This is a genomic window from Parasphingomonas halimpatiens, from assembly GCF_036663795.1.
Classification (GTDB): domain Bacteria; phylum Pseudomonadota; class Alphaproteobacteria; order Sphingomonadales; family Sphingomonadaceae; genus Sphingomonas.
In genome coordinates, this window is the sequence record NZ_JAXOJP010000021.1 from 54133 (window position 1) to 71205 (window position 17073).

12 protein-coding genes are annotated in these 17073 nt (G+C 67.1%); 3 read left to right on the top strand and 9 right to left on the bottom strand.

Going from position 1 to position 17073, the window contains the following annotated elements; genetic code table 11:
* Nucleotides 1-52 precede the first annotated feature (52 nt).
* The 5 genes from U1839_RS18410 to U1839_RS18430 form a co-directional block, all read right to left on the bottom strand.
* Nucleotides 53-853: a LytR/AlgR family response regulator transcription factor gene (locus U1839_RS18410; RefSeq protein ID WP_281127391.1), complete on the bottom strand. Its 801-nt coding sequence runs from the start codon at nucleotides 851-853 to the stop codon at nucleotides 53-55.
* Nucleotides 850-1956, bottom strand: coding sequence for a sensor histidine kinase (locus U1839_RS18415; RefSeq protein WP_332805037.1), 1107 nt, complete (start codon nucleotides 1954-1956; stop codon nucleotides 850-852). The genes U1839_RS18410 and U1839_RS18415 overlap by 4 nt, the downstream gene beginning before the upstream one ends.
* Nucleotides 1957-2091: 135 nt before the next feature.
* Nucleotides 2092-4842, bottom strand: coding sequence for a TonB-dependent receptor (locus tag U1839_RS18420; RefSeq protein ID WP_332805038.1), 2751 nt, complete (start codon nucleotides 4840-4842; stop codon nucleotides 2092-2094).
* A 170-nt stretch (nucleotides 4843-5012) separates the two neighbouring features.
* A complete protein-coding gene (gene ligA / locus U1839_RS18425) occupies nucleotides 5013-7076 on the bottom strand; it encodes an NAD-dependent DNA ligase LigA (protein ID WP_443030638.1) in 2064 nt (687 codons plus the stop codon).
* A gap of 49 nt (nucleotides 7077-7125) precedes the next feature.
* Complete coding sequence (locus U1839_RS18430; protein WP_332805040.1) at nucleotides 7126-7725, bottom strand: hypothetical protein; 600 nt, start codon at nucleotides 7723-7725, stop codon at nucleotides 7126-7128.
* A gap of 162 nt (nucleotides 7726-7887) precedes the next feature.
* Here U1839_RS18430 and U1839_RS18435 point away from each other — a divergent pair, with 162 nt between their 5' ends.
* Nucleotides 7888-8220 carry a hypothetical protein gene (locus U1839_RS18435; RefSeq protein ID WP_332805041.1) on the top strand — a complete coding sequence of 111 codons (333 nt, stop codon included), beginning with the start codon at nucleotides 7888-7890 and terminating at the stop codon, nucleotides 8218-8220.
* 234 nt (nucleotides 8221-8454) lie between these two features.
* Here U1839_RS18435 and U1839_RS18440 read toward each other — a convergent pair whose 3' ends face one another.
* Genes U1839_RS18440 through U1839_RS18450 form a run of 3 tightly spaced genes read right to left on the bottom strand, consistent with a single transcriptional unit; the run spans nucleotide 8455 to nucleotide 11257 of the window.
* Nucleotides 8455-8604, bottom strand: a complete 150-nt coding sequence (locus U1839_RS18440; RefSeq protein ID WP_332805042.1) for a hypothetical protein — start codon at nucleotides 8602-8604, stop codon at nucleotides 8455-8457.
* Nucleotides 8605-8638: 34 nt separating this feature from the next.
* Nucleotides 8639-10303: a DNA repair protein RecN gene (recN, locus tag U1839_RS18445; protein ID WP_332805043.1), complete on the bottom strand. Its 1665-nt coding sequence runs from the start codon at nucleotides 10301-10303 to the stop codon at nucleotides 8639-8641.
* Nucleotides 10304-10360: 57 nt separating this feature from the next.
* Nucleotides 10361-11257 (bottom strand): outer membrane protein assembly factor BamD, encoded by an 897-nt coding sequence (locus tag U1839_RS18450; protein ID WP_332805044.1) that lies wholly within the window; start codon nucleotides 11255-11257, stop codon nucleotides 10361-10363.
* A gap of 384 nt (nucleotides 11258-11641) precedes the next feature.
* On the opposite strand from U1839_RS18450, the gene U1839_RS18455 reads away from it, so the two are divergent.
* Together U1839_RS18455 and U1839_RS18460 are read left to right on the top strand one after the other, a co-directional pair.
* On the top strand, nucleotides 11642-12466 hold the full coding sequence (locus U1839_RS18455; RefSeq protein ID WP_332805045.1) for a class I mannose-6-phosphate isomerase: 825 nt from the start codon (nucleotides 11642-11644) through the stop codon (nucleotides 12464-12466).
* Between the two features lie 76 nt (nucleotides 12467-12542).
* A complete protein-coding gene (locus U1839_RS18460) occupies nucleotides 12543-13712 on the top strand; it encodes a glycosyltransferase (protein ID WP_332805046.1) in 1170 nt (389 codons plus the stop codon).
* Between the two features lie 61 nt (nucleotides 13713-13773).
* Here U1839_RS18460 and U1839_RS18465 read toward each other — a convergent pair whose 3' ends face one another.
* A complete protein-coding gene (locus U1839_RS18465; protein WP_332805047.1) occupies nucleotides 13774-17031 on the bottom strand; it encodes a S41 family peptidase in 3258 nt (1085 codons plus the stop codon).
* Between the last annotated feature and the right edge of the window lie 42 nt (nucleotides 17032-17073).

The following is a 17073-nucleotide window of genomic DNA, read 5'->3' on the forward strand; positions in this document are numbered from 1 at the left end:
TTGAGGCGCCGCGCGAGGAAAGCGCTTCCCGCGCGGGGGAAGCACGTCTTTATCAGTGCACGAACCGCGCGACGACGTCGCGATAGCTGCGCGAGACTTTCACCTGCGCGTTCGACGCCAGCACCAGGAAGCATTCGCCATTGGTGTGCGGCTTCACCTCCTTGACGAGGTCGAGATTGACGATCGTCGAGCGGTGCACGCGCTGGAAACGCCGCGGGTCGAGCCGCTTTTCGAGATCCTTCATCGTCTCGCGCAGGATCAGCGTATTGTCGCCGGTATAGATGCACATATAATCGCCGGCCGCATCGATCCGCTCGATCGTGTCGACATCGACGCGGAAGATCTGTCCGCGATCCTTGATGTTGATCAGCTTCTCGAAGCGGTTGGCCTGCACCTGGTCGGTGCCGTCGGCAATGTCGGCCGCCGCCTCGGGGGCGACATCGGCCAGCACCTCGCGCAGCTTCTCGACTTCCTCGACGCCGCGCTTCTCGGCTAGGCGCTGGCGCACGCGGTCGAGCGTGTCGGCGAGCCGCGATTCCTCGACCGGCTTCATCAGATAGTCGACCGCCTGCGCCTCGAACGCCTTGAGCGCATGGTCGGAATAAGCGGTGACGAAGACGAACAGCGGCGGCTCGACCTCCATCAGGCCCTGCACGACGGAGAAGCCGTCGAAACCCGGCATCTGAATGTCGAGAAACACCAGATCGGGCTTGTGGGTCTTGATCGCGCGGATTGCCTCGCGGCCATTCTGGCATTTCTCGACGATTTCGACATCGTCGAAAGCCTGCAGGCGAAGTTCGAGGCCCTGGATTGCCAGGGGCTCGTCATCCACCAAAATCGTTCGAATCGTCATGCGACCTCTCTTGTCGGTTCCTCGAGCTGGAACGGAATTTCAATTTCCACTCCGAACCCGCCGCCCGGGATGGACCGCGTCTCGAAGCGATGGTCGGGGCCATAAGCCTGCACCAGTCGCTCCCTTATATTGGCAAGGCCGACCCCGGTTGAAAGGGATGAACGTGCTTTCATTTCGTGCAACCCCGGTCCGGTGTCCGATACGGCGATCTGCACCCTGTCTCCGGCGAGCCGCGCGACGACCGCGATTTCGGCGCCATCTTCCTGCGGCGTCACGGCATATTTGATGGCGTTTTCGACCAGCGGCTGGAGCAGCAGCGACGGCAGGCGCGCCTTCGCAACGCGTACGTCGATGTCGAAACTCGGGCGCAGCCGGTGCTCGAAACGCATCTTCTCGATTTCGAGATAGAGTTTCAGCGTCTCGACCTCCTGCGCCAGCGTGACATGCGCCGTCGGCTCGTTGGCGAGCGTATAGCGCAGGAACGACGACAGCCGGCTGAGCATCGCATTGGCGCGCTCGGTCTGCTTGAGCAGCACCAGCGTCGAGATCGAATTGAGCGTGTTGAACAGGAAATGCGGGTTGAGCTGATAGCGCAGCATCGCCAGCTGCGCGGTGCTCGATTGCACCTCGAGCAGCTGCATCTGGTCGGCCTGCGCCTCGACGATCAGGTAGAAGTTAATCCCGAAATAGAGCGCGGACCAGCCTGCCAGCACGGTGAAGTTGAGGAACAGCGCCGCCAGCACCGCCTTGATGTTGAGCCCCGGCGCGACCGGCTTCATCATCGAGAAGCTGAACGCGTCGAGAATCGCGTAGAGCAACGTCGCTGCTGCCAGTGTCAGCACCGTCAGGATGATCGCGGCGATGCGCGGCCGGGAGCGGTAATAGCCGTACAGCGCCGACAGCAGCAGCGTGATGCAATAGCCGACGATCGATTCGATCAGCACCGGCACGATCGCGTCCAGCTTCAGCCCGCCCGACAGCGCCGAGACGCTGCGCAGAACCAGATAGCCGCTCCACCCGGCGGCCTGGAGGCGCCAGAAGGCGCGGCCCTTGTCCTCGAAGAACGGCCGTTTGAAGATCGTGGGCGTGGAGAGAAGTGGCATCGCATCGGCCTTACCCCGGCAGCGCGCCAAGCGCAAAACCGCGCGATCGCGCTGTGGCGAAGCCCGATCTGCGCCGGACAAGAAAAAGGCCGCCGTCCCGGGGGACGGCGGCCGATTTCTACCCTGCTCGAACGATCAGAACTGAACGTTGAGCGATGCGATGAAGGCGCGCGGGCTGCCGATCTGAACGAACGGCACAGTGTACTGGGTCGTCTGGCCGCCGCTGAAGCCGCCGACATAATATTCGTTGAACAGATTCTGCACGTTAAGCTGGATATAGGTCGTGTCGTTAAGACCCGCCCAGCCCATCTTGATCCGCGCATCGATGTCGACCTGGGTGTACGCTGGCGTCTTGGCACCAAAGACCTGGTACGAAACCGAGGTGGTCGGGCAGGCCGAGTTCACCACGCTGCCAGTGCACTGCAGGTTGGGCAGGTTCTGGTCGTTCACGTAACGCGGGCCGGTACGCTTGGCCTGCACGGCCAGGTCGATCGGACCGAGCGAACCAGCAATGCGGCCACCGAAGGTGTAGGTCGGGGAACCCGACTCACGCTTGCCGGCGGTCAGTGCATAGATCGGAGCGCCGAGCGTGGTGCAGTTGGCGGTGGTGGTCGTGCTGCACGTGCCGAGCAGCACGTTGTTCTTGATCTCCGACTTCAGATACGAACCGAAGACATACAGCGTGAGTTCGCGGATCGGGCGATAGGAAATGCTCGCATCGATGCCGTATTTGTCCACGCGACCCAGGTTGCGATAGATGGTGGTCTGGGTGTCCTGGTCGAACGCGCCGGCCAGGCGGTTGGTGAACTTGGTGTACCACGGGCCAATTTCAGCCTGCACGGTTGGCGACGAATAGCGGATGCCGGCGTCGAAATTGTCCGTGGTTTCCGGCGTCGGATTGGCCTGCGCGCTGCTCGTCGGGAAATACATGTCCTGATACAGATTGTCCGTACCCGGGACCTGGATGCCCTTCGAATAGTTCGCGAACACCATGAAGCCGCCCTCGAACTTATAGCTCAGGCCGATGTTCGGCAGCACGCGGTTATACTTGTAGGTCCGCGAGTTCGGTGCCTGGAAGCCCGTCACGAGATTGGTCGTCGCGTTGAAGCTGTACGGGTTGGCGGCGGCGAAAGCAGCGACCTGGGTCTGGTCGATACAGTCGACATTGCCGTTCGCCGCGACGGTGAAGCAACGCTGGTTGAGCTGACGCTTGAACCACGGTGCGCGAATGCCGAGGTTGACGGTCAGGCCGCCGAAGTTGCCGCGATATTCGCCCGATACCTGCGTCAGGGTCGCATAGGACAGGCGGTCACGCTTCTGCATAACGTTGCCGAGCGCATCCCTGATCGGGTTGTTCTCGGGGAACACGTCCATCGGCACGCCGTTCGCCAGAAGGTAGCCGAGCTCGCCGGTCTGCTTGTGCTTGCCACGGTCGTAAGCGAACGCAACGCGGATCGTGTTGTCCTCGTTGATCTCGTAGCGGAGCGAGGCGTTCATGCCGTAGCGATGCGTCTTGGTCTCGCTCGGTGCCAACAGGGTAACGGTGTCCAACTTGTCGCCGTCGCCGTTAAGGTCGATGCCGGTAAAGTAGCTGAAAGCTCCCGGCGACGGGGTGTTGCCGGTGTTCTGGCCGACGTTGACCGAGCCGAGGTAACCCGTGAGGACACTGCCGGTGGGGCGCAGCGTCGCAGGCGGGTTGGTCAGCGTGCCGGTGAGTTCGCTGCCCGTCACCGTGCCGCCGCCATTGGCCTTGGTATACTGATAGCTGGCATCGACCGTCAGCACGAGGCTCGGTGCGAGCGTGAACTTCGAGCCGAAGCGGACGCTGCCGGTGTTCGAGGGGTTGTAACGCTCGTCGAAGCTGCTGCCGCATGCGGAGCCGTTGTTGGATGCGGTTACGTCGGCAACGTTGAGGGGAGAATCAGCGAGGCCCGTCCGCCCGACAGCCATCTGACAGCGCGCGACGTGATACGGCAATTCGTCGCGGCTGGCGGGGAAGCGGTTGCCGGAGCCGGTGCCGGGCGTCCGGGCAGCGCCGGCGACCAGTGTCGGCACGCCACCGACGATCGAGGACGTGTAGACGTTCGTGTCCTGGCGGAGCGGCGCCGAGCCGAAGAAGTTGTTGCGGTTGACGTTGTAGTTGCCCGACAGCGACAGGAAGTCGCCATTGCTGCCCAGTGGCTGATAGATGCGCGCGTTGAACTGCGACTTGTTGATCTTGCCGAAATCGTTGAACACGACGTGGTTGTTGGCCGAGCTGGCCGAGAACCATGCCTTGGTGCCGAGCGAGGTGAATTCGCCGGTGTTGATCAGGCCGAAAACGCGGAAGAAGTTATAGTCGCCGACCGAACCGAGGAAGCGTGCGCCGAACTTGTCGGTCGGCACGATCGTGCGATAGTTGACGGTCGAACCCGAAGCGGCGGCCGAGGGGCTGTCGACGTCGGTCGAACCGTAATTGACGTTGACCTGCTCGATCAGCTCGGGGTCGAGCTGCTGGTTCGAGTAGACGGCATAGTTGCCGGTGTCGTTGAGCGGGATACCGTCGAAGGTCAGGCCGATGCGGCTCGAATCGAAGCCGCGGATGGTCAGCGTGCCGCCGGCCGAACCGAACGGATCGTTGTTCTGGAAGCTGACGCCCGGCAGCATGTTGATCGTGTCGAGGATCGAGTTGCCCGGGGTCTGCTTGGCAATGAATTCCTGCGTCAGCACGCCCTTGGCCTTGGTGCCTTCGGGAATCTGCACACCGGCAATGCCCTTGGTCGGGCGCGCGGCGGTGACGACGACGTCACCCTGGTCCATGTCCGTCGAACCGGTCGACTGCGCAAAAGCGGCGCCCGGAATCATCATGGCGGCGAACGCCACCCCGGTAAATAGCTTGGTCTTCATGTCTGTCTTTCCCCCTGGAGGAGCGTCTGGAACGACAATTCGTTCTGCCCGCGGCGCTCGTGTCACCGCATCACGAGCGCGCCTTTGCTCCGTAAATATGTCCGGTAGATGACAGTCAACTGCGCGGCACCGTCACACTTTAAGGAATTATATTGCGTTGCAAAAAAGCATCACCGGGCGGCGGCGACGATCGTGGCCCATCCCGCTTCGTCGATTACGCGAATCCCCAGTTCTGCGGCCTTTTTCAGCTTCGAGCCGGCACCTGGACCGGCGATGACGAGGTCGGTCTTGGCCGACACCGAGCCCGCCACCCGCGCCCCGAGCATCTCGGCCTGCGCCTTGGCCTCGTCGCGACTCAGCGTCTCCATGCTGCCGGTGAACACCAGGGTCTGCCCACTGACCGCCGATTCGCGCCGCTCGTCGACGAACGCCAACGGGTGCACCTGCGACAACAAATCGGCCCAGGCGACGCGGTTATGCTCCTCGGCGAAGAAATCGATCAGCGCCTCGGCGACGACCGGGCCGATGCCGTCGATCGCCTCCAGCTCGGCGCGCGCCTCGGGCTCGTCATGGGCGCGCGTCGCCACCGCGGCGATCTGCTCGACCGTCCCGAACGCCTTGACGAGATCGCGCGCCGTCACCGCGCCGACATGGCGGATGCCGAGCCCGAACAGGAAGCGCGCCGGGTCGGGGCTGCGCTTGGCCTCGATCGCGGCAAGCAGGTTCGCCGACCACACCCGGCCGTCCTTCTTGCGTGGCAGCAACTGCTCCTCGGTCAGCCGGAAGATGTCGGCCGGGCTGTGGATCAGCCCGTCATGGAAGAAGTCCTCGATCTGCTTGAGCCCCAGCCCCTCGATGTCGAGCGCGCCGCGGCTGACGAAGTGGCGCAGCCGCTCGATGCGTTGTGCCGGGCAGATCAGCCCGCCGGTGCAGCGGATGTCGACCTCGCCCTCCTCGCGCACCGCGTCGGAATCGCATTCCGGGCAGCGGGTGGGGAAGGTCCACGGGTCGCGCGGCTCGTCGCGCGTCAAATTCTCGACGATCTGCGGGATGACGTCGCCGGCACGTTGCAGCACGACGCGGTCGCCCGGGCGCACGCCGAGCCGCGCGATCTCGTCGGCATTGTGCAGCGTGGCGTTGGTCACGACGACGCCGCCGACGGTGACCGGGGTCAGCCGCGCGACGGGGGTGAGCTTGCCGGTGCGCCCGACCTGGATGTCGATCCGCTCGAGCAATGTCTGCGCGCGCTCAGCGGGGAATTTGTGCGCCAGCGCCCAGCGCGGCGCGCGCGCCACCGCGCCCAGCCGTTCCTGCCAGTCGAGCCGGTCGACCTTGTAGACCACGCCGTCGATGTCGAACGGCAGGTCGGCGCGCCCGGCCTCGATCCGCGCATAATGCGCCAGCGCCGCATCGCCGTCGGCGGCGCGGATCAGCAGGTCGCTGACCGGCAGGCCCCAGCCGGCGATCGCGTGCATCACGTCGAACTGCGTCTCGCCGGGCACGGCCGAGGCCTCGCCCCAGCCATGCGCGAGAAAGCGCAGCGGGCGGCTGGCGGTGATCCGCGCATCCTTCTGGCGCAGCGAGCCGGCGGCGGCGTTGCGCGGGTTGGCGAATTGCCGCGCCTTGTCCGCATCGCCCGCTGCTTCGGCTTCGCTCAGCAGCCGGGCATTGAGCGCGGCGAAATCGGCCTTCGCCATATATACCTCGCCGCGCACCTCGAACACCGCCGGCGCGGGGCCGGTCAGTCGCTCGGGAATGTCGCCGATGGTGCGAACATTGGCGGTCACGTCCTCGCCCACCGCGCCATCGCCGCGCGTCAGTGCCTGGACCAGCCGGCCCTGCTCATAGCGCAGCGAGCAGGACAGGCCGTCGATCTTGGGTTCCGCGGTCAGCGTGACTGGCGCGTCCTCGGCGAGACTCAGGAAGCGTCGTACCCGCGCGACGAACTCGGTCACCTCCTCGGCCGAAAAGGCATTCTCCAGGCTCATCATCGCCCGGGCATGCGCAACCTTGGCAAGGTGCCCGGCCGGCGCCGCGCCGACCACCCGCGAGGGCGAATCTGCACGGACCAGCTGCGGCCAGGCGGCTTCGAGTGCGGCGTTGCGCCGCATCAGCGCGTCATAATCGGCGTCGGAAATCTCCGGCGCGTCCTCGGTGTGGTACAGCCGGTTGTGCCGCGCGATTTCGGCGGCAAGCCGCTCGAGTTCGGCGGCGGCGTCGGCTTCGTCGGGCAGGTCGGTGGCGGCGGTCATGCCCGATCGCTACGGCGCGCCGGGCCTGTGATCAAGCGGAAGGATTGCCGCTGGCGGCCTGCCATTTCCGAACCGCGACATAAAGGAAAATCAGGACCATGAGAGCACCGAGCAAGAGCCACAGCCGACCCCAGCCGTGCATCATGTCGACGTCGCGGGTAAGGCTGGCCAGCGCGATAAGCCCGCCAAGCGCGGGTGCGAAAATGTGCGACCAGCGCAGTTTGACGAAATGAACTTCATACGCCTCGTCGCGACTGCGGGCGTTGCCGACCGACGGGCGGCCGGCGAGGGCGCGGACGGGCGTCATGCGTAACCGGTGGTCGTAGAGCAAGGCCCCGGCCAGCAGGGTGACCATCCATACGCCGAGCGGGACGTAGATGAAGATCCCGGACGCATCGTCCAGCGCCAACACGACACCGATACTGATTGCTGATATTACCAGCGTGCCGATCACCAGAAGCCAGGTGATGTGGCGCCAGCCGCGTCGGTAATCCTCGACGAAGCGGTCGCGCTCCGCCGCGCCGACCCGGACCGCCGGACCAACGCCGTTGCGGCGGAAGAAAAAACCGCCCTTGCCGTCATCTTCGAACTGGTTTGCGAACACATCGAGGACGCGGCCGCTGCCGATCATCTTCGCTTCCCCCGGTCGATCGTTGCGTCCGCCATGCTTGCCCCCGGCGCGATTACGATGGGCGATGACTATCGTCGAATATCCCGCGCCGTCAATGCGATGAAGACTGTTGCGCGAGGCGTTGCCCTGTATCAGTCTCGCGTCACCGGGAGGCTTCTGTCCATGATCGCCGCATTGCTCGTCCTTGCCCAGTCCATCGCCGGTCCCGCCAACCCACCGCCCGTCAGCGGTCCCGTTGCGACGGTTCATCGCGACGCGATCTCGGCCTGCGCCGCCAAGCCCGTCGAGGATGGCGATGTCGTCGTGTGCGGCCGGATCGATCATGGTGAGCGCTATCGCCTCGTGCCGTTGACGCATCGCTACGATCCGGTCCCCGGCCCGGGCCTAGGCGCGAAGGTCGGGCAGGGGCAGGCCAACGCCTATGTCGCGACCCAGCAGAGCCCGGATGGCAAACCCGACAAGCGTATCATGGTGACGCTGAAACTGCCGTTCTAGGCGCGTTATGGCAAATCGCCGGCTTGGCTAAGCGCGCCACCGACGTCGCGGCATTGGAGCAGTGTGCGCTGATTCAACCCTCGTCCCGACGGTGCTTTAAGATCGCGCCGCGACGGTGCCCGCACCGGCGCGGTGGCTCATTCTCATGGTTGGTGTTGGATGTCAGGCCGGCTGTTCCAGGCGCTGTTCCCGGCTGTTTGCTGCGCTGTTGTCCCCGCTGTTCCGCCGCTGTTCTCACGGCTGTTCCGGCGCTGTTCCTGCAAGCCCATTTTGTCTGACAAGTAATTGATTTTGCGTGATTAATTCACGATAATGCGGATGGTCGCCGTCCGCCCAAAAAAGTGTTCTTGCAGGATCAGCGCTGAAATGTTGGGCGATGCGCACGCCATTCCGTCGTGCGATCAGTCCATCGTCACGGTCACGCCGTCTCCAGCAAGCGCTCCGCCTGCGCGCGCGCCTCGTCGGTGATCGTCGCGCCCGACAGCATGCGAGCGATCTCCTCGCGGCGCTGTGCCTCGTCGAGCGCGGTCACGCCGGTGCGCGTGACGATACCGTCATGGCGCTTGGCGATCAGCAGATGGTGGCGCCCGCGCGCCGCGACCTGCGGGCTGTGCGTCACCACCAGCAACTGCGTGCCGCCGGCCAGCCGCGCCAGCCGCTCGCCGATCGCCGAGGCGACCGCGCCGCCGACGCCGCGATCGATCTCGTCGAAGATCATCGTCGCGGCGCCGCCTTGTTCGGCCAGCGCGACCTTGAGCGCGAGGATGAAGCGCGACAATTCGCCGCCCGACGCGATCTTGACCAGCGGCGCGAACGGCGCGCCCGGATTGGTCGAAATCTCGAATTCGACGCGGTCCTTGCCCGCCGCCGACCAGCTCTCCGTCGGCAGCGGCGCCACCACCGTCGCGAAGCGCGCCGTGTCGAGCTTGAGCGGCGCGAGCTCGCCCTTCACTGCGGCATCGAGCCGGGTCGCTGCCGCCAGCCGCGCTTCGCTCAGCGCGCGCGCCGCCGTCTCATAGGCCGCCGCAGCTGCGACCTCGGCGCGTTCGAGTGCGGCGATCCCGGCGCTGCCGCTCTCGATTCGCGCCAGCTTCCCCGCCAGTGCGTCGCGGAGTTCGGCAAGTGCGTCGGGCTGGACGCGGTGCTTGCGGGCGAGCGCGCGCAGGTCGAACAGCCGCGTCTCGTCGGCCTCGAGTTGCGCCGGGTCGAACGCCAGCGCCTCGGCCGCGGCATCGACCTTGTCCTGCGCCAGCGCGCCGTCGTTGATCGCGCGGTCGATCGCCGCCAGTGCCTCGCCCAGCGCGTCATGGTCGCCAGCGACACGCTCGAGCGCGCGCGCCGCCTGGCGCAACCGCGCCAGCCCGCCCTCCGAGCCGTCGAGCAGGTCGGCGATGGTCTGCAGGTCGCCGGCGATTTTTTCGCCGCGCTGCATGCCGGCGCGCCGCGTCGCGAGGATCTCTTCCTCGCCCGGCTCGGGGGCAAAGGTGGTCAGTTCGGCGACGGCATGTTCGAGCCATTCGCGGTCGCGGTCGGCGCTGTCCTGTTCGGCGCGCGCGGTGGCCAGCGCGTCGCTCGCCGCGCGCCAGGCGCGATAGGCCTGGGCGGTGGCGGCGGTGTCGATGCGGCCGAACGAGTCGAGCAAAGCGCGGTGGCCGCGCGCATTGAGCAGGCCGCGATCGTCATGCTGGCCGTGAATCTCGACGAGGTGCGTCGCCAGCTCGCGCAACAACGCCGCCGAGGCCGGCTGGTCGTTGACGAAGCCGCGGCTGCCGCCATCGGCCTTGACGATGCGCCGGATGATCAGCGGCTCGCCCGGTTCGACGTCGAGCCCGTTGTCGGCGAGCAGCGCCGCGATCGGCCCGTCGACATGCGGTTCGTCGAAACTCGCGGTGACCACCGCCTGGCTCGCACCCTGCCGCACCAGCGACGCCTCGCCGCGCGCGCCGAGCGCGAGGCCGAGCGCGTCGAGCAGGATCGACTTGCCCGCGCCGGTTTCGCCGGTGAGCACGCCGAGTCCCGCGCCGAACTCGAGGTCCAGCGCCTCGATCAGCACCACGTCGCGAATGGCCAGCGCGGTCAGCATGATGGCAAATCTAGCTGAAAATGCGCCGGCGGCACATTTTGCGGCATCGGCCCGACCTCAATGATCGGTGGCGGCTTCCGGCGGCTTCGGCGCGGCCTTGGCCGGGTCGCTGCCGGGTGTGCCAGGAGCGCCCGGTGCCACGGCCTGTGTGCCGGTCGGCACCTCGGCCATCGCCGTGCCGGGATGGTCCTTCATCAGCTTGTAGGCGTGGCTGTACCAGTCGCTGCCGGGATAGTTGGCGCCGAGCACCGCCGCGGACTTCTCCGCCTCGGCCGGGACGCCGAGCGCGAGATAGGTCTCGGTCAGTCGCATCAGCGCCTCGGGGACGTGCGTCGTGGTCTGGTAATCGTCGACCACCTTGCGAAAGCGCAGCGTCGCGGCGAGCCACTGGCCGCGCGTCTCGTAGAAGCGGCCGACTTCCATTTCCTTGCCGGCGAGATGGTCACGCACCAGATCGATCTTGAGCCGCGCATCGGCGGCATATTTGGAATTGGGGTAACGCCGCGTCAGTTCGCCCAGCGCGTCGAGCGCCTGCTGCGTGATCTTCTGGTCGCGCGTGACATCGTTGATCTGCTCATAATAGCCCAGCGCGACGAGATAATAGGCATATTGCGCGTCGCGGTTGCCGGGATGGACCGAAATGAAGCGCTGCGCCGACTGGATCGAGTTGGTGTAATCATGCGCCAGATAATAGCTGAACGCGCTCATGATCTGCGCGCGGCGCGCCCAGACCGAATAGGGATGCTGGCGCTCGACCTCGTCGAACAGCGCGGCGGCAAGCTTGTAGTCGCCCCGGTCGAGGAACCTCCGCGCCGCCGTGTACAGCGTGCCGACGTCGCGCGCGACATAGGGCAGGTCCGATTTCCCCTTGCTGCGCGAGGCACAGCCGGCGATCGGAAGGATGGAGGCGGCGACAAGCGCCAGCGCGATCGGGCGTGACATGGGGATACGCATCGCCGGCACCCTTAGCGCAGGGTCGCGTTGCCGAACAATGGTTATTCTGCGCCTTCCTAAATACCTCCCCGGCACGGGGAGGGGGACCGCGCGCAGCGCGGTGGAGGGGCTGGTCGAACGCGGCCGTGCCGTGATCGGCAAATGTTCGGCTGCCAGAACGAGGCGCCGCCCCGATCGAGGCGCCAGCCCGCCCAGCCAGCCCCTCCACTATCCTGCGGATGTGTTCGAGCGAGATCGTGTTCCCCGAACACGATCTTGGCTTGCCGGGGGCAAGCCAAAGCTCGAACACCCTCCCCGTGCCGGGGAGGTACGGGTGGCGGGGATACTTGGCGTGCGCCGCACGTTCGGGCTACGGTTACCTCAGCCACACGGAGTTCGCTCTCGATGACCGCCACCCTGCTCGCCACCAAGCGCGTCGAAAAGCCCTGGGGCCGCAGCCACCTGTGGCCCGGCTTCCCCGACCCCGCGCCCGGCGCCGCGCCTGTTGGCGAGGTGTGGTTCCAGACGCCGCATGCCGCCGAGCCCGAGCTGCTGATCAAATATCTCTTCACCAGCGAGAAATTGTCGGTCCAGGTGCACCCCGACGATGCCGCCGCGCGGGCGGCCGGCTACCGCCGAGGCAAGGACGAGGCGTGGGTGATTCTCGCCGCCGAGCCGCACGCGACGATCGCGCTCGGCACGAAAGCGCCGATGACCAGGGACGCGCTGCGCGCCGCCGCGCTGGACGGCTCGATCGAGCATCTGCTCGACTGGAAGCCGGTCAAGGCCGGCGACTTCATCTATTCGCCCGCCGGCGTGATCCACGCCATCGGCCCGGGCCTGACGCTGGTCGAGGTGCAGCAGAATGTCGACCTGACCTATCGCCTCTATGATTATGGCAGCGACCGCGAGCTTCATCTCGATGCCGGCGTCGCGGTGTCAGACCCGGTACCGTTCGTCGCGTTGCCGACGCCCGCGCCCGCCGACGACGACCGCACGATTCTCGCCGAGGGGCCGAAATTCGTCCTCGAGCGCTGGCCCGCCGGGCACCGCGTGGTGGAACTGCCGGCCGGTATGACCGGCTGGCTGATCCCGCTGGCCGGCGCGGGGGTCGCTGATGGCGTGGCGTGGCGCGCCGGCGAATGCCTCACGGTCGAAGGTCGCTGCGAGATCGCCGCCGATACCGGCAGCGACCTGCTGTTCGCCTATCCGGGCGACCGGCGGGTCTGATCGCTATGGTGAGGGATAAGGGGCGCTGCGACCGGCAGCGCGCCCTTAACCTTCCCGCGCTACACCAGCCCCCGCAATGCTGCGTGTCCTGACCCTTTCGACGCTGTTCCCCGACGCGACGCGCCCCAATTTCGGGGTGTTCGTCGAGCGCCAGACTTTGGGCCTCGCTGCCCATCCTGATGTCGAACTCAGGGTCGTCGCGCCGCGCGGCCTGCCGCCCTGGCCGCTGAGCCGCGCCGCGCGCTTCGCGCCGCTCGCCGGCCTGCCGCACCATGAACTGTGGAAGGGCGTCGAAACCTCGCGCCCGCGCTTCACCACGCTGCCCGGCACCGGCGGGCGCTTCCACGTCGCCGCGCTCGTCCGTGCGTTGCAGCCGTTGCTCGCCGATATTCGCCGCACCTTCGCCTTCGACGTGATCGATGCCGAATTCTTCTTCCCCGACGGCCCCGCCGCGATCGCGCTGGGCGCGCATTTCGGCGTCCCCGTCTCGATCAAGGCTCGCGGCGCCGACATTCACCATTGGGGGCATTCCCCTGCAACGGCGACACAGGTCCGGTCCGCCGGACAGGCCGCGAACGGGCTGCTCGCGGTCAGCGAGGCGATGAAGGCCGATATGGTCGCGATCGGCCTGCCCGTCGAGCGCATCCGCGTCCACCATACCGGGGTCGATCTCGCCCGTTTCGTCCCCACGGATCGTGCGGCGGCCAAGGCGGCGCGCGGCATCGCCGGCCCGCTGGTCGTGTCGCTCGGCGCGCTGATCCCGCGTAAGGGCCACCATATCGTCATCGATGCCGTCGCCGCCATTCCGGGCGCGACGCTCCTGATTGCCGGCGAGGGGCCGGAGCGTAGCGCGCTGGCCGCGCGGATCGCCGCGCACGGCGTCGGCGATCGCGTCCAGCTGCTCGGCGCGATCCCGCATGCCGATCTCCCCGCCTTGCTCGCCGCCGCCGATGTCATGGCGCTCGCCTCCTCGTCGGAAGGACTCGCCAACGCCTGGGTCGAGGCGCTCGCCTGCGGCACGCCGATCGTCATCACCGCTGCCGGCGGGGCAGGGGAGGTGGTGACCGATCCCGCTTATGGCCGCATCGTGCCGCGCGAGGTACCGGCCTTCGCCGCCGCGATCCGCGACCTGCTCGCCGCGCCGCCCGCGACGGCGGCCGTTCGTCGTGGCGCCGAAGGCTTCACCTGGGACGCCAACACCGCTGCACTGTTCGCGCATCTGTCGGGGCTGGCTGGCTGCACGTAGCGACGCGCGCTGCTTCGCCGAATGGTCGGGATCGTCTAAGCGCCCCGATCGTGACGCGAGCTCACTCCGGCTTGCTCGCCCCCAGTCCCGGCGTCGCGAGCAGCGCCTTCACCGCCGTGCTCAACTGCGCGTCGCTGCCCGCATCGGTCTCGCCCAGCGGCCGGTCGACCGCGATGTCGACCGGGCGCGGGTGCATTTCCATGTCCTGGCCGCGCCCGTCGCGTATCCGCGTACTCGGCACGCGCACGGCGGAGCCGTCGATCAGCGGTTCGCCGCCGGTGAAGATGATCCACCCCGCCGTCGGCTGCCCGACCACCTGGCCAAGGCCGAGCGCGCGATACCCCTCGGTGAAATCCTCGGCGTCGGAAAGCGAGGATTCGTTGGTCACCAGCACTGTCGGCAGGCCGAGCGCACGCTGCCCCAGCGCCTGCCGCCCGGGGACCGGGAACAGGTCGCGCGGCGTCATCGTCAGGAAGTTGCGCCGCGCGAACACGTCGAGCGCATAGCCGTGGACGAACCCGCCATTATTGTTGCGGATGTCGATCACCACGCCGTCGCGCGACTGGTTCTCTGCATCGAGATCGAGATAGAGCTGGCGCAGCGATTCCGACGACATGTCGGCGATATGGACATAACCGAGCCGCCCGCCCGACAGATTGGCGACCAGCGCGCGGCGATCGTCGACCCATTGGCGATATCGCAGCCCCGCCGCGACCGACACCGACACCGGCCGCACCACCACGCTGCGCGGCCCCGCCGGCCCGGCGAGGCCGAGCGTGACGCGCCGGTCGACGCTGTTCTCGAGCAGTCCGTCGAGATTGTCGTGCGGCCCGATCGGCGCGCCGTTGATGCTGGTCAACCGATCCCCGACCCGCACCTTCTCGATCGCCGCCGGCCCGAGCGGCACGACCTCGCGCACGACCAGCCCCTGTCCCGCCTCATAGGCATCGCGGTCGAAACGCAGCCCGAGATCGCCGACCCGGTCGCTCGGCAGCGATCCCGGCCCGCGCCCCGGGCGGTTGATGCCCGAATGCGAGGCGTTCAACTCGCCGATCATCAGGTTGATCAGCCGCCGCATTTCGTCAGGGGTACGTGCCCCCATGATGTACGGCTGGTAATGTGCGCGCAACGCGGTCCAGTCGTGTCCGTTGAACCCGCCATCGAAGAATTTGTGCGCCAGCACGTTCCACGCCTGGTCGAACACGATCTGCTTCTCGGCGGCGAAGTCGATGTCCATGTCGGCGGCGATCGCCACCGGCTTGGGCTTGAGTGCTTCGAGCGGCGTCGAGATCACCTTGCCGCCATCGATATAGAACAGCGTCTTGCCGTCGGGCGACAGCGCGAAGTCGCCCTTGGGCTTGTCGCTCTGGCTGATCTGCTGCGGTACCGGCGGTTCGGCGGCGAGTTCGTCGAGATTGTAGCTGTAGAGATTCTGCTGGTCGCGGTCGCTGGCGGTGAACACCAACGTCTTGCCGTCGGCGCTGATCACCGGCGTGTCGGCGCTCAGCCCGAGCGGCAGGATCGTCGCGCGCTGGCGCAGCCCTTCCCACACGATCGTCACCGGCTCGACCCTGGGTTTGGCGGGTGCCGCGCCCGGCTTGCCCTTGCCCGCCGCCGGCAACGGCTTTTGCGGGGCAGGGGTCGGCGCGCTGTCGCCGGGCGTGGCGGGCGTGCCCGGCTGGGTGCCGGGCTTGAACAGGTCGCGGAACGCATCCTCGCGATATTTCGGCACGTGCGGCAACAGGTCGATGCGCACGATACGCGAATCCTCGCTGCGCTGCGCGGTGTCGAACAGGATGTACTTGCCGTCGGGCGACCAGGCGATGCCGCCCATCTGGCCATTGGCGAGGAAACTCACCGGCCGCGCCGCGCCACCCGCGGCGGGCACCACGCTGACATTGGTGAAGGCGCGCCGGTCGGTCACGGGAAAGGCGACATATTGCCCGTCGGGCGACCAGACCGGACGCGGGCCGGAGCGCTCGTCGGTGGCGATCGCGCCGCTGAACAGCACGCGGTCGCTCGCCGGCTTGCCCGCCGCGGCGAAGGTCACCAGGTGCAGATCCTTGTCGTCGAGCACATAGACCGCCGACGTGCCGTCGGGCGCATAGGCCGGAACCGAGGCGATGCCGCGTTCGGTCAGCAGCGTCTCGCGCCCGCTCGGCGCGTCATATTCGGCCAGCCGGTGGTCGAGCCCGCGCTCGGTGACGTAGAGCATGCGTCGCGAATCCGGCGACCAGACCAGCTCGCGTTCGGCACCGATGCTGGTGGTGATGCGCTGCGCCACGCCACCGTCCTTGGCCGGCACGGCGAAGATCTCGCCATGCCCGATCACCGCGATCTTCTGCCCGTCGGGCGACAACGCCATGCGCGTGAAGCTGGCGACATTCTCGTGCCGCCGCGGCGTCTCGGCCGATGTGCCGCGCAGCGTGATCGGCACCGGCGCCGCCACGCCCGATCGCGGATCATATTTCCACACCGCCATGTCGCGCTCGAACACGATCGCCGATCCGTTCGCCGCCATCGACGGATAGAGCAGGCGGCCCTCGCCGAATTTGGTCAGCTGTGCCGCCGCGCCGCCGGCAACGGGCATGCGCCACAGATTCTCCGACCCGCTCTTGGTGCTCATGAAGGTGATCGCGCTGCTATCGGCGCTCCACATCGGCCAGGCATGTTTCTGGTCGTCGGCGAGCAGCAGGCGATAGGGCGCGCCGCTCGCCACCGGTTTCACCCACAATTCGGTATTGTCGATATGGGCATGGCCGTTGCGCCACCACTGGCCGTTGCTGATTCCCCGCGCCATCAGCGCGATCGATCCGCCATCGGGCGAGGGCGCGGCCTGGAATTCGGCGAGATAGCGCTCGCGGCTCACCTCGACCGGCGTGCCTCCGGCGGAGGAAACGCGGAAGATGTCCGGCACGCGGCCGACATCGTTGGCGCCCGAGGCGAAATACAGCCATTTGCCGTCGGGCGACCAGGCGTCGAGTTCCTCGTTCGCCTCGGCATAGGTGATGCGCGTGACGGCACCGGTCGCGAAGGTCAGCACATAGACGTTGGTGCTCCCGCCGCGCGTCGAGGTGAAGGCGAGCCGCTGTCCATCGGGTGAATAGAGTGGCCGCCCCTCGGTTGCCGCATCGGTGACCAGCGGGTGCGCGATCCCGCCGCCCGCCGGCACTTCCCAGATGTCACCGCCCGAGGCGAAGGCGATCAGCGTGCCGTCGGCCGAGATCGACGGCTCGGCAAGGGCGGGTAGCGACTGCGCAGCCGCACCCTGCGCCGCGACCAGACACGACGCGGCCAGCGCCACCCACCGTAACTTCATGAGATGCCCCTTTTCGTTGGGCGTCATTGAAGCGGAAAAGCC